Source organism: Paenibacillus sp. PvP094, assembly GCF_040546835.1.
In the GTDB taxonomy this organism is placed as follows: domain Bacteria; phylum Bacillota; class Bacilli; order Paenibacillales; family Paenibacillaceae; genus Paenibacillus; species Paenibacillus illinoisensis.
Genome location: NZ_JBEPOM010000001.1, coordinates 1,743,404 through 1,764,629 on the forward strand (window position 1 = coordinate 1,743,404; position 21,226 = coordinate 1,764,629).

Genomic DNA, 21,226 nt, shown 5'->3' on the forward strand with positions numbered 1-21,226 from the left:
TCTGTATACAATATACATTGTACTATATAAGGAACTTTATGTAAGATATACTAACAAACATTTGCATTTTCAGCAATAACTTTCAACCATTTATGGACTTATATCCCATTGTAGGTCATATATCTAACGCTTATATAACATTAAATAGGCATTTAAGTTAGCTTGCCCAACTTCCCCCTCGGTGTTAAGATGATAAAAACTTATAACACCTGAACGGCGCACCACACTTGGGCCCAGCTCACACATCCTATCATTACTATATACAGAAGGGGGAATTCGGTATGGAAGTACCTAAATACCGTTCCTTGAAAGATCACGTTTACGACTATATCGCCCAGAAGATTCAGGACGGAACATTGCTCCCCAATCAGAAGATTAACGAAGCAGAGATATGCAAAAAGCTGGACATCAGTCGCACTCCGACAAGAGAGGCACTGTTCCAGCTTGCATCAGACAATCTGCTGCAATATATTCCGCGCCGGGGGTTTATTGTTGCTCCTTTTGATTCTGGTAAAAAGCTTGAATTCTCCCAGGCCATCGGGGTACTGGAAGCTCTCGCCGCCACACTCGCAGCAGATCATTTGAGATCATCCGACCTACTTGAGATGGAAGCACTTATCGCAAGAATGGATGAAGACATTGCCCAGCTCGATCTTGCCGCCTATAGTAAAGACCAATATCAATTTCACAACTTGTACATCCGGCGATGTGGCAATTCAACCGTTATTGAAATGTTGGATACATTGAAAAACAGCTTCATTCGCCAGTCGTATGTAAGTGATAACAAATCGAAGTTATCCGGGGTTCTTCAGGAGGTTAACGAGGAACATCGCCAGATTCTTAACGCCTTCCGTACCAACGACAAACCACAATTGGAGTCCCTCCTCAAGCATCACTGGCGAATTATCGACAACGATATGCTGTAATGGCTTCCCGGGCCGCATTCAAACTGCAGTTCAAAAAGGCAACTCACCCTGTGAGTTGCCTTATCCTTTTCTCACACCAATAACTTACGCTTAAGTTCACCTTCATCAGCATTCATCTCTCGTCAGGCGGGACCTTTGCATCAAAAACGGCATAGCCCAACCTTTTACCGTACCTCGCCAGCAATTGGTCATTGGTTTCACTCATGCGCCGGACCTGTTCATCCTCAAACAGAGCCATGTCCAGTTCCCGGTGCGGATCATGATCCACTCCCCATTTCCCCATGGACCGAGAGTGCTCACGAACCAACACGCTGGTAAATCCGCACTTTTTGAGTCGCTTCTTCCATACCGTCATGGTGGCCAGTGTCCTCATTCCATAAAAATGCTTCAACCTGCGGCTCATCAGCTCAGTTTTCCGTCCGCACAAAATCATCTCCCTGTCAATCAAACGCCCTCCTGGTTTCAAAACCCGTTTATATTCGGAGAGCGCAGCGTGCCAGCGAGTAAATATCGTAACCGACTCTACAAACACCACATCAAATTGATGATCCGGAAATGGTAACGCAGTGACATCCGCCTGAATAAAACGAATATCCAGCCGTTCACGTCTTGCTCTTCTGACCGCTTTCTCCAGCATCTGACGGTGAAGATCAATCGCCGTCACCCGATACCCATTTCGCGCGAGATAACAAGCCGTCCTCCCTGTACCACATCCTACTTCCAATACTCGCCCCCGTTCAGGAAGAGACAAGGAATCGATTAATTCCACTGTCGCCGTGAATCCGCCAGGATGCGCACTCCCTTCACCGAGCTTAGCCAGTAAATCATGATAATCCAATGTTTCCAGCCCCCTTCCCTCCCTCCAGTGTATGGAGCAATGGCAAAAGCGGCACATCCCTATACATTTTCCGGGTACTCGTCCATACCAATTCACTCTCTTTTTACTATGATATACAAACCGTTGATTCCAAGCGGCAAACCGCAAAATCTGAGGGGGATATGCATGCACAGAATTCATCCGGTATGTGAAGAGACGGTGTCTCCACACGTTGGACGCCCGGTATGTATGATTATGAAAGATGGCAAGCACATATACGGTACACTTGGAGGCTGCCGGGATGGCAAGATTTATGTCAGCGGAAGTTTCGAAGGCCCACGCTTGTGCTCTGTAAAATCCAAACAGCAGCTCCGCAGAAAAAGGAAAAACAACGCAGTTACCGCAAAAAGAGTAAAGTCTTCCGCCTATGGCCCTTACGGATACGGGTACGGCGGGGGTTACGGATACGGGGCCGGATATGATGTTGCGCTGGTAACCACATTATTGCTGCTTCCATTCCTTTTCATCTAAGCAATCACACTCACTAGCTATTTTAAAATAAAAATGCCCCTCATGATGGTACTGCCATGAGGGGTGTTTGTTCTATTTCAATATTTCAAAACGAATAAAAAAAGGCATTCACCAAAACGAATGCCGGGAATTTCATATTTCATTACCCGTACCTTTGCACAAGATGTCAGGTCTAAGTTAAAAAAAAACACCTCGTTAGAGGCGGGTAAGCTATGTTAAATCCGATTTCCTTTAGACATCGTCTTCATGTTACTGTTCGAATTTTCAAGCAATGGCAGCATCCTAGTCGTGCTAACCATCTCAGAAGCACATATCGGACAAGTTGGCACGCTATCAAACGCAAAATTGTCCCGCATCCATCCTTTGCACGTATCACTCGTACATTCCCAGATTGCCGCATCCGCTTGTGGAATTTCTTCCAATGGCTTTTTGCGATTATACATGACTTCTACCCCCTTGTTATGGAAAAACATCTAACCGACGTTATTTCACAGAAGCCTATACTTAGCGGAAGTCTTGACCCCGCTGGGCTACTGCCTCGACAACTTATTGGGCCGACTTACATCTATCTGCTCAAAAAAAAGAAGCTGCCTTTACCATTATAACATGTTAAAGGCAGCTATGCTTTAATTACAGTTTTACAACTTCTTCTGCTTGAGGACCACGGTTTCCTTGTACAATTTTAAATTGCACGCGTTGACCTTCGTCCAGCGTTTTGAAGCCTTCGCCTGTAATAGCGCTGAAGTGTACGAATACATCTTCTCCGCCTTCAACTTCGATGAAACCGAAGCCTTTATCAGCGTTGAACCATTTTACTGTTCCGTTTTGCATGTGAATTACACCTCCAAATAAAGATTAACATGTTCCTTTGTTCTTTGCAGCAAGCAAATAAAAATTCACACATTGAAAAAGGTACCAGTCATAACCTATAAGTGATCGCCCTTTACAATATGTGAATTAGGTTTTCCACTCTCTCTACAACTTGTTCTTATTATAACTCTAATTCTGCCAAAAAGCAAATCTTTGTATTTTCTTTTCAAACAGCTTTGGAAATACATGTTATTCGTGCTGCAGTGGACAAGTCTTGTTCAAAAACACATCCGCTGCTGTGCGGTCTTATGAAAGGATATGCAGATCCGAACCAACTTATACATTTTTTATAAAATATTTTGGCATGCATATCCATTTCAATTAGATTCACTTATCCTATACATCGAAATGAACCTACGTCCAAGCCCACATAAAGGCATCCCGATCCCAGGCGATCTGCCCACCATGGAGCTTTCGGAATGCTTTTTTCACTTCTTTGGATAAAGAAGCATTCCCGTTCTCATTAACAAAAACAAATTCATCACCAAAATGAGTCTTCACGTATTCAATTGCTGCTTCCTGCTTCAATGTTCCGGTAAACTTAATCTCCTGAACCATCCATTCGGCGACTTCCTGTGCTGTTTTTTCCATCCTTAATCACCTGCTGTCTATTCTAATGTGCGAAAGGGGCTGACACAGGAAACCGAATCCAGTGTCACCCCTACCGCCAGACTGAAGTATAACACGAGTACATCACAAGTGCTAAATGCGGTTACCAAGGCGCCTTAGGAACGATCTAATGTGTAACTTCATGTCCAGCAGGTCCCGCATCGGCAGAGATCCTTTTTTCTTTTCGAGCACTGTAGATCAACCATACACAATGAACGGCAAGAACGATTAACAAGAAAAGATCATAAGGAAGAGTATTCGTATCCTGGAGGTCATCACTTAGGAACTGGATCAAATTATGTATGAAGTGAAACAGAATCAAGGGAATGATGTTCCCGTTTTTCAGCATTAATAGCGCCAGTACAGCTCCGAGCAGTAATGCATAGATCAGCTGCAGCATTGTATCCGCCATACTTTGACCTGAGAGTGCATTCAACATATGTGTAATGGAAAATAAAATGCTTGAGGTCACTACCGCTGCCACTGCACTTTTGCGAAGTAATGTTTTGAATATAAGTCCGCGGTATACGGTTTCTTCCACAAAGGCAACGAGCAGCGTAAAAAAGATAAAGAAGGTCACTTTCGCTAAAGTCAGCTCCGCAAAACCTTTCAGGGCGATTGTACCCAGTACAAGGAGTAGCGGAATATAATACTTTGCGTGCTGAGCCGGGATGGTTCTTAGGGAACGAAATCCTGTCTCGGCCCACCTGCGCCGCAGGGTCAGATAAATGATGAGCACAACAGCCATTGGCGTAAAGGACATAAGCACTGGGGACGTGTAATCCAATTGCTTCACCGTCGCCACAGCCCCTGCTGCAAATACAGCGAGCAAGAGCAGCAGTTCAATGATAATCACAGCCAGTATCGGTCTGCGTAGGGAGAACGATGGTTTTTTTCCGGTTTGCGGGGTTGCCATGGGTGAATCAGCCTCATTTCATTGTCATTTGTCGTTGTCATGAGAATCCGATATGACAATTTAGTTGTATCATATCAGTAAACTTTCGAGTATCCTTTTTTGGATAAATTTATAAAAGTAACAAAATAGAGACTTTCTCTACCCTCTTTTCCCCTAAAATCAGGTATGGCTTGTGTTCAAAACTGTCATCATAGTAGTACGAAAGATATTGGCTGCAGGGTTAACCCTACTCTGCACCGTCTTATATAGAGAGAAAAAAGGTAAAATAACGAACGTGCATGATGCATAACAAATCAGGGGGTCAATATGAAAGAACTATTTCTGCGCTGGGGGCATCTGCTGGCTATACTCTGCATACCACTTCAAGGCACCATATATGTTTTTCTAGGCAGTAATCAGGGTGACAATGTCTTCTACAATTACGCTTGGATTGATACACAAATTCCATTTATCAAAGAATTTATCTACCCTTACATCAGTTGGATGCCTATTCTGTACCTTGGCTTTATCTATCTGGGCCTGACGAATAAATCGTTATTCTGGCGTACACTACTGACCTATAATGTCGGGGTCATCGCGGCCAACATCTGTTTTGCAGTCTTTCCAACGCATGTCCCGCGGCCAATGGTCGGCGGAACCGATCTGAGCAGTACGTTAGTTCAGTTCATCTATGCCAATGATGCTCCATTCAACTGTTTTCCAAGCGTTCACTGCCTCACAAGTTATCTGCTGTTTATAATCATTAATCGGCATTTAAATTTCCGACCACTCGCCCGAATCTCCTGGTCAGTGTGGCTCTGGCTGATCATTGCTTCAACGGTGTTTGTAAAACAGCACTCCCTGCTGGATGTTGCAGGCGGAATTCTGTTTGCGGAAGCAGCGTATTGGGCCGTCCGGGCAGTCTTGGCCCGCAGCAGCCTTGCCCGCAAAAAAACAAAGCAGCGTGTAGGTGCCACCAATACAAGCAGCAATGCTTAATCACTCCTTACAAACAGCAAGGATATATGCTGCATGAAATCAAAAGAGGGCCAGCGGCCCTCTTTTTTTTGCACATCTATATATAGAAGAAACCAAAACCGACCCACCTCCAGGGTTAATGTTCCATCTCAAATCACAGGAGGACGCTCATGGAGCCAGTCGGAAGGCTGGGTTCCGGTTATGCGCTTGAAGATGCGGTAAAAGTACGACAAGTCCCGATAACCAAGAAATTCAGCAATCTCCTGAATGGACAACTGTGATTCGGTAAGGAGATATAACGCTCGTTTCATCCGCTGGTCATGCACATACTGACTGATCGTTTGATTCGTCATGCTTTTGAACAACGCTGCAGCATAATTGGGCGTCTTGCCAATTGCATCTCCGAGATCATCCTTCGTTAACTTTTCCCGGTAATGGCGCTCGATGTATCGTTTCATCCGCTCTGCGTGCATATGTTTCTCTGGTGGGATAACTCCCCGGTCCAGTTCCCGATTCACATAAATCAACACTTCCATCAATAACGCCTGACTCATCATGACATAATAAGAAGGACGTTCCTGCCACTGCTGGTGAATCGCCTTCATCCGTTCATGAATCAACTCGTAACATCCGGGTCTATGCCTTAACGCTTCTTCCCGTTCTAATGCAGGCAATCCATCGGCGTAATCTCCTTGCAAATGGACAACAATTTGAGTGTGCGTTACCGTAGGAATGCTTTTGCCATAGTAGGAGACATCACCGGGAATCAACAACAATTCCCCCTTCTCCATAATCTGTTTCTCGCCGTTCACCCAATATACACATTTCCCATATGTAACCAAGCTCAAGCGCCAGGTTCCTTCGGTTTGCACTGCTTCTTCGTACCAACCGACGCCATTAATATGCCTTACTTCTAACGGAGTGATCATAACTCACCTCATTACTGGACTATACTCCAATCATTGTACTATAGTTCATACCCTGATTCGACAGAAAACGCTACAATACACACATAAGCAAAATATGAGGAGGAAATCAGCATGTTGAAAACAAAGATTATTTGTACTATGGGACCTGCTTGTGACTCGATCGAAACATTGAAAGTAATGATTCAGGAAGGCATGACGGTGGCCCGTCTGAATATGGCTCACGGTGAGCTGGAAGACCACGTTACCCGGATTAACAACATCCGCCAAGCAGCTTCCGAACTGAACAAATATATACCTATTATGATGGACATCAAAGGACCGGAAGTTCGGATCGGCAAACTGAAAGAAGCATCCTGCCACTTGCAAGCAGGCAAAGAGCTGATTCTGACAACGGAAGAAAACCTGGGTGACGCAGAGCGCATCTCCGTAAACTATCCTGAATTGAATCTCGTTGTGAAGCCTGGCGATCGCATCCTGATTGACGATGGTCTGGTAGACCTGACTGTACTCTCTGTAGAAGGTTCGGATATTCATTGCAAAATCATCAGCGGCGGCATTCTTAAACCACGTAAAGGTGTAAACTTGCCAGGAATCAAAACGACTCTGCCGGGTGTAACCGAGCGTGACGTTATGCACATCGGATTCGGAATCGAAAACGATATCGAAATCATTGCAGCTTCCTTTGTTCGCAAAGGCGATGACATTCGTGAAATTCGCAGCATCCTGAAAGAGCGCGGTGCAGATCACGTGCAGATCATCTCCAAAATTGAAAATCAGGAAGGTATGACCAACCTGAACGATATTATTGAAGCTTCTGATGGTATCATGGTAGCTCGTGGTGACCTCGGGGTTGAAGTACCGATTGAAGACGTGCCTATGATGCAAAAAGAAATGATCGACAAATGTAACCGTGCAGGTAAACCGGTTATCGTTGCTACACACATGCTGGAATCCATGCAAGTTAACCCGCGTCCAACCCGTTCCGAAGTCAGCGACGTAGCGAACGCCGTTCTTCAAGGCGCAGACGTAGTCATGCTGTCCGGTGAATCGGCTGCAGGTAAGTATCCTGTTCAATCTGTTCGCACAATGGCTGCTGTTGCACGTCGTGCTGAAACGATGATTGATTACAAAGAGCAATTCGGTCAAAAATCAGCTGCACAAGTAGCCGACATTACGGAAGTTATCAGTCAGGGAGCTGTAAGTTCCTCTCTTGTACTGAATGCCAAAGCGATCATCACTTCCACAGAAAGTGGCTTCACGGCACGCATGATCTCCAAGTACCGTCCGAAAGCACCGATTATCGCCGTTACTCAGCATGAAGAAGTACTCGCTAAAATTTGCTTGCTCTCCGGCGTTATCCCAGTTATGGGCGACAAAGTAACGACGACGGATGAAATGTTCGAATCTGCTACACGTAACGCAATCAAAACAGGTTATATCGAAAAAGGCGACATTATCGTGTTGTCCGCAGGTGTACCTATCGGTCAATCCGGTAATACCAACCTGATCAAGGTTCAACAAGTATAATTCAATTCAATCGATACTGTTAAAATATAGACAAATAAAATCCACCGAAGGCTCGGCTGCCTTTCGGTGGATTTTTTATGTGACCAATCAGGTATATTTTTTTTACCAGCCGAAGTCCAAAGTTTTTCCCGTTTCTGCCCAGGTTTTGATACTGCTTAAAATCATCCACCAGCTGCTCTGCGCGTTTGCATAGGAAGGATGATTCTCCGTAAATTGATCATTGATCAAGGTCAGTTTGGTACATTCGCCCACGGTCTCGAGCTGGAAGACCACTCTGGATTCAAGATCTGTATGATTCGCATGATACGAGGGTCCGGGATGTTCCCGATAACTGAGTCTGGATAAAGGTTCGAACTCTAAAATGTCACCGTACACATGGACGGTTTCAGCACCATCATTGCCTGGTCCTACATAAGCAAACGGCTGGCCTGGTTGAAAATTGGAACGAAGTTCACTGCCAAAGAAACTGCTTCGTGTGCCGTCAGGTGAAATCAGGGCATTCCACACGTCTTCCAGCCCGGCATTGATATAAAATTCATATTTTAATTCCATGAACTCACTCCCTTATGCAATGGATATGCGATCTACCAACTCGCACTCCTATCCTATCGTTATACCCCTAACTTCGTATTGTAAAAACACGACAACCGGAAAAATAAGAGTAGAATTATAGAGAATCCCTTGTTCCATAACTGATAACTGAACCATATAGTTCTTTGCCAGAAGATCAGATATACTAAAATGGAATGAAATAACAGGAGTGGTACCATGAGTTTGCCCTATTCATTGGTGGGGCGTTCATCAGAAAGGAAGCAAAGCATGAGCCAAACTACGAATATTATGGGTATTTCTTTTCCCAACCTTACCATGGAGCAGACCGTCACCATTCTAGGCGATGTTGTAGATCAGCGTAGCACTGAACTCTTTCAAGTCATTACGGGAAACCCGGAAATCGTCATGTCGTGTCAAAAGAACCAAACACTCCGGGCGATCGTGGATCAAGCCGGACTGGTGACCGCTGATGGGGCAGGCATCGTGATGGTCTCACGCTTCCGAGGCGGGCAATTGACTGAGCGGGTAACCGGCTGTGATCTTTTATTCCGCTTATTGGAAGAGGGAAACCGGAAAAGTTGGTCCTTCTATTTGCTTGGAGCAGAAGAGAAGGTTAGTAAACGGGCAGCGGAAGTCATAGAGGAGAATTATCCGGGTGTAATCGTTAGCGGCAGGCACCATGGTTTTTTCTCAACGGATGAGGAAGAGCACATTGTGGAGGAAATTCGCAATGCACAACCAGACTTTCTTATTGTCGCACTCGGAGCACCGAATGCCGAGCACTGGATCGACAAGCACCGCCATCTGCTGAATGCTCGTGTAGCCATTGGCGTCGGAGGAAGCCTGGATATCGTCGCAGGCAAGACCAAACGTGCCCCGGCCTCTTGGCAAAAGCTAAATCTGGAATGGTTGTACCGGCTGCTCAGCCAGCCCTCAAGATGGCGAAGACAGCTTATATTGCCACGTTTTGCTGTTCGAGCACTGCTGTTCCGAGAGCAGAAGTGACCGGACAACACCCATGCTTTTCTGTACCTGCGAACACAGGGATAGCCACATTAAATACAGAGGAGATGAACAAGATGGAATCCTCAACCCATATCAGCAGACCCAGCATGGGCTTGCTTCAACTGGACGAAGGCAACAAAAGATATGAGCTAACACGACATGCTCCAGCGGAAGCGCTCAGTCCTTTTGTTAAACATTACTGGATGGTATCGTGGGATCTTACAGGTCTTGAATCCTATCCACAGCATGTGGTGCCCAATCCCTGTGTTAATCTGGTCGTAGAGCGGGGCAACACGTTTTTCTTCGGTCCTTCCGGACGCAAATTCTCCTATCTCATTCGCGGAAAGGGGCAGGTGTTTGGCGTAAAGTTCCGACCGGGAGGATTCTATCCCTTTGTTCGTCTCCCCGTCTCATCATTATGTGAACGACCGTTAGAAGTTTCCCGTGTGCTTGACGCGAGCGCAGCTTCATTGGAAGAACAACTGCTCACAGATGGCGGTGATGTCGATAAAATCAGTTACATGGATCGGCTTCTATGTGCACATCTTCCCGCTGAGGATACCCAAGCGAGACTGGTTCACGATATCGTGCAGCAGATTGAACTGAACCGGGAACTGTTGAGGGTGGATGATCTGTCGTCGTTCTGGAACATTCATACAAGAAAACTCCAGCGCCTGTTCAATCAGTATGTAGGAATCGGCCCCAAAACGGTAATCAAGCTCTACCGACTGCAAAATGCAGCCGAACTGATTGACCGCGGTCTTCACTGCGATCTGGTTAAGCTATCTCAGGAGCTTGGATACCATGATCAGCCTCATTTCATCAAGGATTTTAAATCCATTATCGGGAGCACACCCGAGGAATACATTCATTCACGCAAAAACCTGCCCCCAAATATCAGGACAGGCGTATAACTTCAATCGTATCACCAGTACGGATTGCACCTTCCCGCTCAACCGAGCAGACAATACCACGTTTTTTGCGGGCGGCAGGCACGAATTTTTTGCGCAAACCATCCTGTTCATAGACTTGCTCAATCACTTTCCCTGGATGAACACAAGGAAGATTCTCCCCTTCACATATCAAACCTGTCCCGTCAGGAAACAGAAGCCGCGTTCCGGCAGGCAGCTCAGTTAAGCGGTCAATGCCACGAACCAGCATATTGGCACCAAGCCACTCCGGACGAATTTCGGGAATGTTCATTTTCTCTGCGATGAGAGCACATTCCTCCTCCGACACAATACTAATCTGCCGACGATTGGCAATCATCGTGCCCCGCTTATATATCTTCTGTCTGGAGTCCGCCGGACGCAGCAGGCCATAATGACGGTCTCCCGGTATTCCAGCAAGCTCAATATCGATTAACGGTACGGTCCGCGTAACAAACGTCGATGGATCGTCTGCAAGCAGCACGAATTGAACGGTTCCCATGCCAATCTCCTCTTTTCCATGAGCAATTCATCTCTTCGAATATATTATTACCCAACAGGCAGACTTCAGCAATCGGCATTTGTTGATCCTGCAAATGAACTTACTCCGAGCTCCTCATCACGTGAGATCCGCTAACTTCCTTCCCCTTAGGTAACATCAGCAGCAAAATGAACGCACCTGCCAGAAAGAGTACACCACTCACGGTAAATACCGTCGTTAGGCTCAATTGATTCATTAGATAACCTGCAGACGACATGCTAATGACCATCATGCCCATAAACACCGGAGTAACTGCCCCTCCCACTCGGCCAATAAAGGTCGTATCCGTATTGCGCATAATCATCGTCTGAATGCCTACATGAATCCAAGGATAAAAGAAACCGTTAATCACCTGAGCAATCATGGTCAGCAGAATATTGGCGGACCAGCCCATCACGATTGTTCCGAGCGCACTGATTAGCAAACCTGAAGCGAGCAGCACTTGAGGCTGAAGTTTTTTGGCTGCACTCATGATGATTGCGCCCCCGACCAGCATGGCTGCACCATTAACCATGAGCAGCCACTGTAGAAAAGTTTTGTCCTGCCCCAGATTATCGATGACAACAAAGAGCATCAACGGTTGTATCAACCCTGCAGCCAGCCCGGCTACCGCAAAAGTCATGACCAGTGCCCGAAGAGCAACATTGGCATACACATATCGAAATCCCTCAGCCAACTCTTGATGGAAGGAACCCCGAATGCCTGTAGCCACAGTACCCCCTTCATCTTTAGGTAACCGCGAGAGAACCAGCCCGGATAGCAGAAACATCACAGCTGTAAGAACAAGAGATACTTCGATCCCGTAGTTCTGATAGATGACCGTTCCAATCATGGGACCAACCACCATAAAGACAGCAACCATCGTTTGAAACATGGCCATTACTCCCTGCAACCCCTCACCTGGGACGTGCTGCTTGAACAGCTTCATTGCAGAGGGCTGTGAAAATTGAGAGAAAACTGCTGAAACCAAGGTACCCAACAAGACTGAATACCAGGGACCAAACATTAAGGCAACCAGCACAACTACCGCAGAAAGTGAGGAAAGCAGATCACACCACACCATGGTACGTTTGGGCCTCCAGCGATCAGCGAAGGTTCCTCCGATTATTGCAAAAATAAAGATGGGTGCATACTCCGCCACAGAGATCCATGATACGGCCTGCGGATCATTGTTGGTCAGATCAGTCACATACAAGAGTATGGCAAAATTGCGTATCCAGATCCCCAATTGCAGAAGTAATCGCGAAATGACTATGGTCCGTACATATGGATTACGAAACACTTTAACTCCTCCTTCGGACTTTCCAAACAAATTATTTCAACTAATGTTTGTTTATTTATAGATAATATAATTTATTGTTTGTAAATAAGCAACAATTTGTTTACTCAATTGTCCTATCCATATTTATTTCACTCAATTTATTTGTATAAAATTTAATTAGTACTTTTAGTTGTGGATGCAAACATTTATACTGAGAAGATAATGAAATAAATTACATAAAAGAAAGCAAGGTGTTCGTATTGATCGGTTCAGTTTTTGTGGCTCTGGTAGCCATTGAACACATTTACATCATGATCATGGAGATGTTTATGTGGACTCGTCCACGTACAATGAAAACCTTTGGTCTCACACCACAATTCGCAGAATCAACCAAGTCTTTGGCAGCTAACCAGGGGCTTTACAACGGTTTTCTCGCAGCAGGGCTAATCTGGGGATTGGTGTATCCAGACACGGTGATTGGTCAGCATATTCAGATCTTCTTCCTGGCTTGTGTCATCATCGCAGCCCTGTACGGAGGAGCAACTGCTTCCCGGTCTATTATCGTCAAACAAGGATTGCCAGCAATGATCGCATTGCTTCTGGTGCTTTTCCTCTAATCAGCTCTTGAGTGGTAACTCACTGCCCTTATTCATTACAGACCAGAGTATGGTATGGTAAGGTAATAATGGAATCAGTTATACCCATTACTGTGATGGATTTGGAAAGGAGAATGTCTCATGGGACTGTTTGACAAGCTTCGGCGTCGCAAAAAGGAACCTGTATCTGTAGGCGGAGCCGTCGAATCTTCTTCACATAGTGAAACCATTGTTGGTTTTGTCCTTTTGGAACAGGATGACTGTGATTTTGATCAATTCATCCACACGATGAAGAAGGATTGGGATATTAATATCGAAGAGAGTTCGGAAGAGGGTAACCTTTTCTTTGAGGTAGATGGGATGCAGGTGGTGTGTGCTTATATCGGTGCCCCTGTTCCTGACCGGGAAGTAGAGGAGAACGCCAAATTAAATATATTGTGGCGTGAAGCCGAACAAGTTACTTCCAGGCATCAATCACAGATTATCGTCTCTGTTCTGAACGCACCGGATGCGATCCAGGGACATATCGTGTTTACCAAGACAGCAAGTGCACTGTTACAGCTTGACCATGCACTCGCCATATATTTGGCACCACTTGTTGTCGAGGCACGTCAGTATGTTGAGACAAGTTATATCCTCAAGCAGGACGAGCTACCTGTTTCCCTATGGATTTTTATCGGTATGTATCAGAATGCGGAAGGCGCTTCAGCTTATACTTATGGATTGCGTAACTTCGGAAAAGAAGAGATCGAGATTATACATTCAACCAACCCATTAAGTGATGTATTTGAAATGATGTTTATGACGATGACCTATGTGGTTGAAAATGACGTCACGTTGCACGATGGGGAAACCCTCGGGTTTACAGCTGAGCATAAGCTCCCGATTACCCGTTCTAAGGGAGTAGCTACAGAAGGCAGCAGTCTAAAGATCGGATATTAATTAACATGTAGTCATATAAGAAGCAACCCACAGGGGCAAGCTCAGCATCCCCCTATTTGTCTCCTGAAATAAATAGAGCCTTCTAGAGCATTAACCTGGGCGGCTCTATTATTTTTGGCGGCTATATCACTCTCATCCTAGATTCCCTAAAATTAACTCTGCTAGTATAAAAATAGTTCATAAGTATTACATAATCTCGAAAATTTGTTTCAACGCCCGATTTTCGGGTATAATTAATAGGTCAATAGACTTATATATTACATAATTTTTTCGAGGGAGTTGCCTGTATGTCTGTACGGCGTTTGGATTCAAAGGAACCTATTATTGAAATAATCTGGGATGGCATGGTCTCCCCTGAAGAAGTAGAACAAACGAATCGGAAAATTCAACATATTGCGCAGCAATTGAATAATTCGTTTGATGTACTGGTTGACATGCGAAACATGAAGGCTTTCTCCCAGGAAACCAAAGAGAAAATTGTGGAGCACCAAAAGCTGCTCACACAGTGGGGTATGAGACGTGCGAGTGTTGCGGTCGGCAGTGCCATTGCGAAGATGCAGCTGAATCGAATCTCCAAGGAATCGGAGCACCAGACGGAATTCCAATGGGAAACATATGATGAAGCACTAGCATTTTTGACGAAATAAGAGAAGCGTTCCCTTATGGGAACGCTTCTTCTATGTTTAGATCCATTTAGACTCCCGTAGTACTCAAAGGGCTGGATGAAGTCGACATAACATGGTGACCGATGTACCACACATCCCAATCTCCTCGAATCCAAAACGCCGGTAAAGTCGGATGGCTGCATTGTCTGGATCTACGCTGAGCGACACGGCCTCAGTCCCCCTCTGCCGAGCTTCTTCCAATGCTGCTTGCATCAGAAGAGTGCCCAATCCTTTTCCCCGTGCTTCCTCAATGACTGCCATGCCCATCTCTGGTGTAGCAGCGTTCACGTAACCGTATCCGGCATTCTGCTCATCATACAAACGTAAAGTGATCGAACCCAGTTTCCTGCCTAATGTATCTACCGCGATATATCCAAAATCTCCTGTTCTTCCCCAGCCTTCCACGTACTTGGATAGTTCTGGAGAATGGACAATCCCAGGTTCCAAAAATTCATCACCCACCTGGGTATGTAGGGAAGCGTATAACATCTCCCACAGGAACGGAACATCTTCCGTCTCTACAGGACGCACATGGTACTTGGTCATGATTCTTCCTCCTTTATTCCCTCAAAGAGGCGCTCCATCTTGTACCAATTCATATCTTGCGACACCTTATAGTCCTGTAGTTTATCTCGCGTATCATTACCGTCATAGATCGTCATTGAATGTTTGTTATATAGGGTAATTCCAAAACCATTGATTTCACGTTCCTCTTTGTTAATCATCAGACGCCACTCATAATAATAGGGAGATTCCCGTTCCGTATCCCTCCGATTAATCTTCTTCAATTCAATGTCCTTATAGTCCTTCAGAAAGTCCTGAATTTCCCCCGCATCCTTGATGATCACTTCCTCCCTGTCCCCCGATGTACTTGAAAATCTCGTGATTTCTAACCGGTCGAATTTGTCCAGCATGGTCATGTGTTCCGTAACCTCTGCCCGAAACGTGGTATGTTGTTTAGATATGTATACGGGTATCGCTGTAGCTACTAAGACAAGTAAAATAACGATACCCAAAATCAGCTTTCTTTTTCTATTCATAAATCAACCTCCTCTCGTTAACCTATATGCACCTGAGTCCATCTATAGTTGGAAAAATCCTGATCCGCTAAAATGAAGTGGATCCCTCGCCCTCTGATGCTGGGCTCCCCATTCTTCTTGTCTCTCTAAGTGTTCTACGTATCCACTAAAACTGAGCTGTAATCGAGAGCGATCCTGCAGCGTACCCAAGACATAATTTCTCACAAGTTCAATTGAGCTGGAATCATCAGAGGAGAGATAACCGGTGTTCTCATACACTTTGCGGAACTCTTTTCGTATCATGTCACCACTTCTGACCTCTCTTACTTGTACCAAAACGCCTGCCTGTGCTGAAATTCCTTCTTCCAGGGCTATAGTGGCCGCGTACTCTGCGTCGTAGCACTCCATGATTAGTGAAGGTGTTTGTTCCTCTGTGGTGTCGGCCTTCTGGCACTCTTGCTCCTGCTTGATGAGTTCCTTCGATGTTCTCTCACCCGTAAGTTCAGTATATCTCTCTTGAAACTGTTCAGGAGATAGTTTCGTAACTTCCCAGTCCATCACATTAGTTTGAGAAGGATCCTGTGTAAGGGATTCTACTGCTGATTCTGTAGTGATCTCCCTCTGACCAGAAGAAAAATCCAGTAGCAATAAGCCCACAATGAAACATATGGATGCAGCAAGTCCCCACCTTTTAATAAAATCACCCATCTTTCTTATCCTGATATCGTATAAAAATTGGATATCGTATGTTACTTTCAGTATACCATTTCATCCATATATTGTTCTATATTAATACATCCATCCAAACCAACATATTGAACATTATAGCTACCCTATGCGAAAAACAGCTTACCTCCCCCTACCAAGCAGCAGCTGGATTACATCATACCAATTCGATTTCATCATGCCTTCTGGTCCCGTGCTCCACACGGAATAAGCCGAATCCATCCTCCTACGAGGTTGAATACGGCTTGTTTGTATGTCTCACCCGAGCGGATGTGATGCTGGATCCCTGAATTAAGAACGAATGGAGACATCCCCCGTTGACTCTCTGATCACCAGCTCGGGTTTCAGAACCAATTTCTGTGGCCGTTTGTGCTCATCCTTCAACTCATCGATCAGCAGATCCACAGCACGATGCCCCAAATCCTCAATAGGCTGGGCAACCGTCGTAAGCGGTGGATTGGTCACGGATGCGAGAATGGTATTGTCGAATCCGATGATGGAGACATCTTCAGGGACTCGCAGGCCGAGCTCTTTTGCTGCCTGCAACGCACCAATGGCCTGCATGTCATTACAGCAAAATATGCCGGTTGGCCGGGTGGTTTGCCCGAGCAGCACAAGCACCTCCTGTTTGGCTGATTTTATGTCCGCGGTTGATTCCCTGACCTGGGAAGATTCAAGAGCAAGACCTGCTTCCTCCACTGCTTCCCGGAATCCGCGTATACGTTCCTTACTGCTGCTGACCTTGAGGGGCTCTGACACCACCGCAAGGCGGGTATGACCGAGCTGAAGCAAATGCTGCGCAGCCAGTGCGCCTCCGAGCCTGTCATCGATTGTAACGGTGTGCACCGAGAGGGATGGCAGTTGACGGGCGATTAAGGCAACAGGTATGGATTGCTGCAGAAGGGGTGACAAAATCTCGGCATTATCAATACCCGTTCCGATCATCATGCCATCGACTCTTTTTTGCTGAAGCAGGTTCAAATAGCGCTCTACCCGCTCGTCCTTATTGTCCGTGCTGCAGATCACGACACTGTACCCCAGCTGACGGCTCCGGTCTTCTACCGCTCTGGCAAGCTCGGCAAAATACGGATTGGATATATCGGGTACAAGCAGACCGAGCGTATAGGTTTTCTTGCCTGTAAGTGCAGCTGCAATCGCGCTAGGTTGATAGTTAAGGCGCTCCATGATCTCCATAACCTCAGCGCGCCGCTTTTCACTGATTTTCCCTTTGCCGTTAATGACCTGTGAGACTGTGGCAATGGATACGCCCGCCTCTCGTGCAATATCATAAATGGTTGCTTTCATTGTTAATTCCCCATCTGTGCTATATACAAGATCCTTATATATAGGTAATCGTTTTCTTCTCATTATGCAGGGGGAAGTCTGCATTCGCAACTCGAAGCCACACTATAAGATGCCAATGAGACCGCATTACCTTTTCATTAGCCAATCATGGTCAGGGTCATTATAAAATTTCCAGGTTCGAGTCGGGCCCGCCATCACATTAAGGTAATACACCTCATATCCCGGTGGAGCACCTACTGGGTGGTATCCGCAAGGGACAAGCACAACTTCACCATTGTTCACTGCCAGTGTCTCATCCACTGACCGATCATCCGTGTAAATGCGTTGAATGGCAAACCCCTGCTCGGGCTGCACCCGGAAGTAATAGGTCTCCTCCAGTTGTGATTCTTCAGGCAAGGCATCCCGGTCATGTTTATGCGGCGGATAACTCGACCAATGTCCATCAGGCGTAAATACTTCAACGACGAGCAGACTGTCCGCTTCCTTCTGTTCCGGCAATATGTTATGAATCTGGCGCTCCAGATTGCCATACCCGCGGGTCTCAACTCCAACGTCTTCCGGTGTGATGAGACGAGCTGGGTATGTTCCTTTGCCTGGTGCCGCACATATGGCTATTTCCAATGCCGAAAGAGCCTTGATCTCCACCTGATCGGAGCTAGAGACATAGACGGAATACGGAGGTATTTTCTCAAATATGCTCATTCTCTTCCCAACGTTCTCCCACGCATGCTCCCGCGTACTTATATTGGCCAGCCCGCTAAGCAGTACGATACAGAGCTCCTGATCACCGCTCTCGCGGGTGAAGGATTCCCCTTCTGCAAGCTGTACTACCTGAAACCCAACATATTGCCAACCAGCAGACTCTGGAGTTACGTGTATAAGCGTGCCGTCCCCCTCCAAATGTGCTGCCGGTTTTACGATACGTTCTGACATGCTGCAGCCTCTCCTTTCTGTGCGCACGCTGAATTGAATTTTTAGGGCGATGCAGTTTGAGATTCCATTGTCACCCCGGTGACTTCTCGCAGCTTGACAGGTCTCCCCTGTTCCATGGACATCCTTGCAGCCAGCGCAATCCGTTCAGCCTGAACCGCATCATGGCCGTCGACAGTAACAGGTGTATCCTTCAGTATCGCTTCAATAAAAAGGGCCGTCTCCTGCACATAAGCCTCATTGTATCTTTCCAGAAAAAAGTGAAGCGGTTTATCCCGCATAAGCCCTGCCGCTGTACTAATCTCTGCCGTATTGGGATGATCGTTTGCAGCTGCTGCACTGCCCAATGAGCCAAACACCTCGACACGCTGATCATATCCGTATAACGCTTGGCGGCTGTTATCAATGACCCCGATGGCTCCATTTTCAAAACTCATCGTCACAATGGCTGTGTCCACATCTCCATGCTCTGCAAAAACAGGGTGGATCAGCACATTCCCTTGGGCATATACTTCCTCTACTTCACTTCCCGACAGATAACGTGCCATATCAAAATCGTGAATCATCATATCCATGAAAATCCCGCCAGATACCCGGATATACTCCGGGGGCGGCGGGCTTGGGTCCCGTGAAGTGATTTTGATAATATGCGGATCACCGATCGTCCCCTCCTGCACGTGGTCCCGCACCCGTTTGAAGTTGTGATCGAAACGGCGGTTGAATCCGATTTGCAGCTTCACGCCTGCCTTTTGCACAGCCGCCACAGCCGCTTGGGTTTGAGCCAAATCCATACTGACCGGCTTCTCGCAGAAAATATGCTTGCCCGCTTGCGCTGCTTGTTCAATTAAGGGTACATGCGTATCCGTCGAGGAGCAGATCAGCACAGCATCCACGTTCGGCATCGAGATAAGCTGACTGCTGTCTGTCGTTACAACCGAAATTCCCCGGACGGAGGCCCAAGCCTCCAGCTCAGGCCCCGCAAACAAATCACTGATTCCTACAATTTCGGCATGCGGGTTGCGCAGGAGATTGTCTGCATGAATTTTACCGATCCGTCCGGCACCGATAATGCCAATTCTCACTCTGTCCTTGCCCATTTTGTTATCCTCCCTGTCCCTGTTCGCTCGCTATACGATGAGGTTTCCCTCTTGGTCTGGCTTATCCCTGAGGTAGGTTGTTACCAGCGGGCTGTCACCATCTTTTTGCGCGTATAAAATTCAACACCATCCGTACCGTTGGCGTGCAGGTCACCGTAGAAGGATTTCTTCCAGCCGGAAAAAGGGAAAAAGGCCATTGGCGCAGGTACGCCCAGGTTAATGCCAAGCATGCCTGCATCAATCGTTTCACGGAACTGTCGCATACTCGCCCCGCTACGAGTGAACAGGCACGCCCCATTGGCAAAGTCGGAACGATTCGCCAGCTGGATTGCTTCCTCGAGCGTATCTACTCTAGCTATGGAGAGTACAGGGGCGAAGATTTCATCCTTCCAGATTTTCATGCTGCTCTGAACCTCGTCGAATATGGTGGGTCCTACAAAATATCCGGATGTGCTTGCCGCTTCATCCTTGCGGCCATCGCGGATCAAGGCTGCGCCTTCCTGTTCTCCGGATTCAATGTAGCTGAGGGTACGTTCTTTATGCGGACCTCGAATGACCGGACCGAGGAACACACCCTCATCTAAACCGTTGCCTATCGTGATGTTGTCCGCTGCTTCCACCAGCTTTTGGACCAACGCATCTGCAATATCACCAACGGCCACGACAACCGAACAGGCCATGCAGCGTTCTCCGGCTGAGCCAAAAGCTGCACTGGTGATCTCCTTCACCGTCAGGTCAAGGTCGGCATCCGGCATGACGATCGAGTGGTTTTTGGCACCGGCGAGTGCCTGCACCCGTTTTCCGTGAGCGGATGCAGTAGTGTAGACGTATTCAGCCACAGGCTGTGAGCCGACAAAAGAGATGGCTTGAACATCCGGATGTTCAAGCAGTCCGTTCACGACGTCATGCGCACCGTGAACGATGTTAAGTACACCGTCCGGAAGCCCAGCTTCCTTGAACAGCTCAGCCAGGCGCCCTGCGAGCAGCGGTGTTCGCTCGGAGGGCTTCAGCACAAAGGTATTCCCGCACGCAATCGCCAGCGGGAACATCCAGCACGGTACCATCATTGGGAAGTTGAAAGGGGTGATCCCCCCTATAACGCCGATCGGGTACCGGTACATGCCTGATTCCAGCCCCGTGGCGATATCAGGCAGCTGCTTGCCCATCATCAGATTCGGAGCACCCGCCGCGAATTCGACGCATTCAATGCCCCGCTGTACTTCCCCGTAGGCTTCGGCATAGCTTTTGCCGTTCTCCAATGTGACCAGCCGGGCCAGCTCTTCCCAGTGTTCTACCAGCAGCTGCTGGTAGCGGAACAAAACACGCGCACGGCGAGGAACTGGTGTGCTGCTCCAGGATGGGAATGCCTCTCTTGCCGTTTGGACCGCGAGATCCACGTCTGCCTGTTCTGACAGCGGTACGTGTGCAATGACTTCCTCCGTAGCCGGATTCATGACCGGCTCGGTTCGGGTTGCCACCGGGGCTACCCAGGCACCCCCGATCCAGTTTTGTACCATCGTCACGGTTGTGGACGCTTCCGAAATTCCTTTTCCCATAGCCCTGTCTCCCTTCGCTT

Annotated in this window: 25 protein-coding genes; 9 read left to right on the forward strand and 16 right to left on the reverse strand. The window is 47.0% G+C overall.

Annotated elements, in window-relative coordinates; translation table 11 throughout:
• The first annotated feature begins 281 nt into the window (after positions 1–281).
• Positions 282–926 (forward strand): GntR family transcriptional regulator, encoded by a 645-nt coding sequence (locus tag ABIC22_RS08125; RefSeq protein ID WP_127541299.1) that lies wholly within the window; start codon positions 282–284, stop codon positions 924–926.
• Between the two features lie 112 nt (positions 927–1,038).
• Here ABIC22_RS08125 and ABIC22_RS08130 read toward each other — a convergent pair whose 3' ends face one another.
• The gene (locus ABIC22_RS08130; protein ID WP_164764375.1) at positions 1,039–1,764 is read right to left on the reverse strand and encodes a class I SAM-dependent methyltransferase; all 726 of its coding nucleotides are present in this window, start codon (positions 1,762–1,764) and stop codon (positions 1,039–1,041) included.
• Between the two features lie 165 nt (positions 1,765–1,929).
• On the opposite strand from ABIC22_RS08130, the gene ABIC22_RS08135 reads away from it, so the two are divergent.
• Entirely contained in the window at positions 1,930–2,274 is a 345-nt protein-coding gene (locus ABIC22_RS08135) for a hypothetical protein (protein WP_354480022.1), read from the forward strand.
• Positions 2,275–2,489: 215 nt separating this feature from the next.
• Here the strand turns inward: ABIC22_RS08135 and ABIC22_RS08140 are convergent, their stop codons facing one another.
• The 4 genes from ABIC22_RS08140 to ABIC22_RS08155 all read right to left on the reverse strand — a co-directional run bounded on the left by ABIC22_RS08140 (position 2,490) and on the right by ABIC22_RS08155 (position 4,669).
• Positions 2,490–2,717, reverse strand: coding sequence for a cold-shock protein (locus tag ABIC22_RS08140; protein ID WP_095293549.1), 228 nt, complete (start codon positions 2,715–2,717; stop codon positions 2,490–2,492).
• Positions 2,718–2,904: 187 nt separating this feature from the next.
• Positions 2,905–3,105 (reverse strand): cold-shock protein, encoded by a 201-nt coding sequence (locus ABIC22_RS08145; RefSeq protein WP_024633772.1) that lies wholly within the window; start codon positions 3,103–3,105, stop codon positions 2,905–2,907.
• Positions 3,106–3,498: 393 nt separating this feature from the next.
• Complete coding sequence (locus tag ABIC22_RS08150; RefSeq protein ID WP_095293548.1) at positions 3,499–3,735, reverse strand: DUF6953 family protein; 237 nt, start codon at positions 3,733–3,735, stop codon at positions 3,499–3,501.
• 145 nt (positions 3,736–3,880) lie between these two features.
• Positions 3,881–4,669, reverse strand: a complete 789-nt coding sequence (locus ABIC22_RS08155; protein WP_354480025.1) for a CPBP family intramembrane glutamic endopeptidase — start codon at positions 4,667–4,669, stop codon at positions 3,881–3,883.
• 306 nt (positions 4,670–4,975) lie between these two features.
• Between ABIC22_RS08155 and ABIC22_RS08160 the strand changes: the two genes are divergently transcribed.
• Positions 4,976–5,647, forward strand: coding sequence for a phosphatase PAP2 family protein (locus ABIC22_RS08160; RefSeq protein WP_354480028.1), 672 nt, complete (start codon positions 4,976–4,978; stop codon positions 5,645–5,647).
• A 128-nt stretch (positions 5,648–5,775) separates the two neighbouring features.
• Here the strand turns inward: ABIC22_RS08160 and ABIC22_RS08165 are convergent, their stop codons facing one another.
• The gene (locus ABIC22_RS08165; protein WP_154897019.1) at positions 5,776–6,555 is read right to left on the reverse strand and encodes a helix-turn-helix transcriptional regulator; all 780 of its coding nucleotides are present in this window, start codon (positions 6,553–6,555) and stop codon (positions 5,776–5,778) included.
• 111 nt (positions 6,556–6,666) lie between these two features.
• On the opposite strand from ABIC22_RS08165, the gene pyk reads away from it, so the two are divergent.
• Entirely contained in the window at positions 6,667–8,082 is a 1,416-nt protein-coding gene (gene pyk, locus ABIC22_RS08170; RefSeq protein WP_354480031.1) for a pyruvate kinase, read from the forward strand.
• A gap of 102 nt (positions 8,083–8,184) precedes the next feature.
• On the opposite strand, the gene ABIC22_RS08175 is transcribed toward pyk, so the two are convergent.
• Complete coding sequence (locus ABIC22_RS08175) at positions 8,185–8,634, reverse strand: SRPBCC family protein (protein WP_127541311.1); 450 nt, start codon at positions 8,632–8,634, stop codon at positions 8,185–8,187.
• Positions 8,635–8,901: 267 nt separating this feature from the next.
• Between ABIC22_RS08175 and ABIC22_RS08180 the strand changes: the two genes are divergently transcribed.
• Both ABIC22_RS08180 and ABIC22_RS08185 read left to right on the forward strand, forming a co-directional pair.
• On the forward strand, positions 8,902–9,639 hold the full coding sequence (locus ABIC22_RS08180) for a WecB/TagA/CpsF family glycosyltransferase (RefSeq protein ID WP_354480034.1): 738 nt from the start codon (positions 8,902–8,904) through the stop codon (positions 9,637–9,639).
• 74 nt (positions 9,640–9,713) lie between these two features.
• Positions 9,714–10,553: a DUF6597 domain-containing transcriptional factor gene (locus ABIC22_RS08185; RefSeq protein WP_354480037.1), complete on the forward strand. Its 840-nt coding sequence runs from the start codon at positions 9,714–9,716 to the stop codon at positions 10,551–10,553.
• Here ABIC22_RS08185 and ABIC22_RS08190 read toward each other — a convergent pair.
• Positions 10,537–11,070 carry an MOSC domain-containing protein gene (locus ABIC22_RS08190; RefSeq protein ID WP_127541317.1) on the reverse strand — a complete coding sequence of 178 codons (534 nt, stop codon included), beginning with the start codon at positions 11,068–11,070 and terminating at the stop codon, positions 10,537–10,539. The two genes, ABIC22_RS08185 and ABIC22_RS08190, sit on opposite strands and share 17 nt — an antisense overlap.
• Before the next feature lie 100 nt (positions 11,071–11,170).
• A complete protein-coding gene (locus ABIC22_RS08195; RefSeq protein WP_154897015.1) occupies positions 11,171–12,391 on the reverse strand; it encodes an MFS transporter in 1,221 nt (406 codons plus the stop codon).
• Between the two features lie 230 nt (positions 12,392–12,621).
• Between ABIC22_RS08195 and ABIC22_RS08200 the strand changes: the two genes are divergently transcribed.
• The 3 genes from ABIC22_RS08200 to ABIC22_RS08210 all read left to right on the forward strand — a co-directional run bounded on the left by ABIC22_RS08200 (position 12,622) and on the right by ABIC22_RS08210 (position 14,555).
• On the forward strand, positions 12,622–12,987 hold the full coding sequence (locus tag ABIC22_RS08200; RefSeq protein WP_430197668.1) for a DUF1304 domain-containing protein: 366 nt from the start codon (positions 12,622–12,624) through the stop codon (positions 12,985–12,987).
• Positions 12,988–13,107: 120 nt separating this feature from the next.
• Complete coding sequence (locus tag ABIC22_RS08205) at positions 13,108–13,908, forward strand: DUF4261 domain-containing protein (RefSeq protein WP_127541323.1); 801 nt, start codon at positions 13,108–13,110, stop codon at positions 13,906–13,908.
• Positions 13,909–14,195: 287 nt separating this feature from the next.
• Positions 14,196–14,555, forward strand: coding sequence for a hypothetical protein (locus ABIC22_RS08210; RefSeq protein ID WP_354480046.1), 360 nt, complete (start codon positions 14,196–14,198; stop codon positions 14,553–14,555).
• 63 nt (positions 14,556–14,618) lie between these two features.
• On the opposite strand, the gene ABIC22_RS08215 is transcribed toward ABIC22_RS08210, so the two are convergent.
• The 7 genes from ABIC22_RS08215 to ABIC22_RS08245 form a co-directional block, all read right to left on the reverse strand.
• Positions 14,619–15,119, reverse strand: a complete 501-nt coding sequence (locus ABIC22_RS08215) for a GNAT family N-acetyltransferase (protein ID WP_354480049.1) — start codon at positions 15,117–15,119, stop codon at positions 14,619–14,621.
• A complete protein-coding gene (locus ABIC22_RS08220) occupies positions 15,116–15,613 on the reverse strand; it encodes a hypothetical protein (RefSeq protein ID WP_354480052.1) in 498 nt (165 codons plus the stop codon). Before ABIC22_RS08220 ends, ABIC22_RS08215 begins: the two co-directional genes overlap by 4 nt.
• Before the next feature lie 42 nt (positions 15,614–15,655).
• On the reverse strand, positions 15,656–16,300 hold the full coding sequence (locus tag ABIC22_RS08225; protein WP_354480055.1) for a hypothetical protein: 645 nt from the start codon (positions 16,298–16,300) through the stop codon (positions 15,656–15,658).
• A gap of 309 nt (positions 16,301–16,609) precedes the next feature.
• Positions 16,610–17,623, reverse strand: a complete 1,014-nt coding sequence (locus ABIC22_RS08230; RefSeq protein WP_354480058.1) for a LacI family DNA-binding transcriptional regulator — start codon at positions 17,621–17,623, stop codon at positions 16,610–16,612.
• Between the two features lie 126 nt (positions 17,624–17,749).
• Entirely contained in the window at positions 17,750–18,556 is an 807-nt protein-coding gene (gene iolB / locus ABIC22_RS08235; protein ID WP_354480061.1) for a 5-deoxy-glucuronate isomerase, read from the reverse strand.
• 41 nt (positions 18,557–18,597) lie between these two features.
• A complete protein-coding gene (iolG, locus tag ABIC22_RS08240) occupies positions 18,598–19,650 on the reverse strand; it encodes an inositol 2-dehydrogenase (RefSeq protein ID WP_154897009.1) in 1,053 nt (350 codons plus the stop codon).
• 80 nt (positions 19,651–19,730) lie between these two features.
• Positions 19,731–21,206 carry a CoA-acylating methylmalonate-semialdehyde dehydrogenase gene (locus ABIC22_RS08245; RefSeq protein WP_354480064.1) on the reverse strand — a complete coding sequence of 492 codons (1,476 nt, stop codon included), beginning with the start codon at positions 21,204–21,206 and terminating at the stop codon, positions 19,731–19,733.
• Between the last annotated feature and the right edge of the window lie 20 nt (positions 21,207–21,226).

What these genes read in the sequence shown, in the direction of transcription:
- ABIC22_RS08125 (WP_127541299.1), top strand. Translation starts at nt 282, where the DNA reads ATGGAAGTACCTAAATACCGTTCCTTGAAAGATCACGTTTACGACTAT.
- ABIC22_RS08135 (WP_354480022.1), top strand. Translation starts at nt 1,930, where the DNA reads ATGCACAGAATTCATCCGGTATGTGAAGAGACGGTGTCTCCACACGTT.
- ABIC22_RS08140 (WP_095293549.1), bottom strand. Translation starts at nt 2,717, where the DNA reads ATGTATAATCGCAAAAAGCCATTGGAAGAAATTCCACAAGCGGATGCG.
- ABIC22_RS08145 (WP_024633772.1), bottom strand. Translation starts at nt 3,105, where the DNA reads ATGCAAAACGGAACAGTAAAATGGTTCAACGCTGATAAAGGCTTCGGT.
- ABIC22_RS08150 (WP_095293548.1), bottom strand. Translation starts at nt 3,735, where the DNA reads ATGGAAAAAACAGCACAGGAAGTCGCCGAATGGATGGTTCAGGAGATT.
- ABIC22_RS08155 (WP_354480025.1), bottom strand. Translation starts at nt 4,669, where the DNA reads ATGGCAACCCCGCAAACCGGAAAAAAACCATCGTTCTCCCTACGCAGA.
- ABIC22_RS08160 (WP_354480028.1), top strand. Translation starts at nt 4,976, where the DNA reads ATGAAAGAACTATTTCTGCGCTGGGGGCATCTGCTGGCTATACTCTGC.
- ABIC22_RS08165 (WP_154897019.1), bottom strand. Translation starts at nt 6,555, where the DNA reads ATGATCACTCCGTTAGAAGTAAGGCATATTAATGGCGTCGGTTGGTAC.
- pyk (WP_354480031.1), top strand. Translation starts at nt 6,667, where the DNA reads ATGTTGAAAACAAAGATTATTTGTACTATGGGACCTGCTTGTGACTCG.
- ABIC22_RS08175 (WP_127541311.1), bottom strand. Translation starts at nt 8,634, where the DNA reads ATGGAATTAAAATATGAATTTTATATCAATGCCGGGCTGGAAGACGTG.
- ABIC22_RS08180 (WP_354480034.1), top strand. Translation starts at nt 8,902, where the DNA reads ATGAGCCAAACTACGAATATTATGGGTATTTCTTTTCCCAACCTTACC.
- ABIC22_RS08185 (WP_354480037.1), top strand. Translation starts at nt 9,714, where the DNA reads ATGGAATCCTCAACCCATATCAGCAGACCCAGCATGGGCTTGCTTCAA.
- ABIC22_RS08190 (WP_127541317.1), bottom strand. Translation starts at nt 11,070, where the DNA reads ATGGGAACCGTTCAATTCGTGCTGCTTGCAGACGATCCATCGACGTTT.
- ABIC22_RS08205 (WP_127541323.1), top strand. Translation starts at nt 13,108, where the DNA reads ATGGGACTGTTTGACAAGCTTCGGCGTCGCAAAAAGGAACCTGTATCT.
- ABIC22_RS08210 (WP_354480046.1), top strand. Translation starts at nt 14,196, where the DNA reads ATGTCTGTACGGCGTTTGGATTCAAAGGAACCTATTATTGAAATAATC.
- ABIC22_RS08215 (WP_354480049.1), bottom strand. Translation starts at nt 15,119, where the DNA reads ATGACCAAGTACCATGTGCGTCCTGTAGAGACGGAAGATGTTCCGTTC.
- ABIC22_RS08220 (WP_354480052.1), bottom strand. Translation starts at nt 15,613, where the DNA reads ATGAATAGAAAAAGAAAGCTGATTTTGGGTATCGTTATTTTACTTGTC.
- ABIC22_RS08225 (WP_354480055.1), bottom strand. Translation starts at nt 16,300, where the DNA reads ATGGGTGATTTTATTAAAAGGTGGGGACTTGCTGCATCCATATGTTTC.
- ABIC22_RS08230 (WP_354480058.1), bottom strand. Translation starts at nt 17,623, where the DNA reads ATGAAAGCAACCATTTATGATATTGCACGAGAGGCGGGCGTATCCATT.
- iolB (WP_354480061.1), bottom strand. Translation starts at nt 18,556, where the DNA reads ATGTCAGAACGTATCGTAAAACCGGCAGCACATTTGGAGGGGGACGGC.
- iolG (WP_154897009.1), bottom strand. Translation starts at nt 19,650, where the DNA reads ATGGGCAAGGACAGAGTGAGAATTGGCATTATCGGTGCCGGACGGATC.
- ABIC22_RS08245 (WP_354480064.1), bottom strand. Translation starts at nt 21,206, where the DNA reads ATGGGAAAAGGAATTTCGGAAGCGTCCACAACCGTGACGATGGTACAA.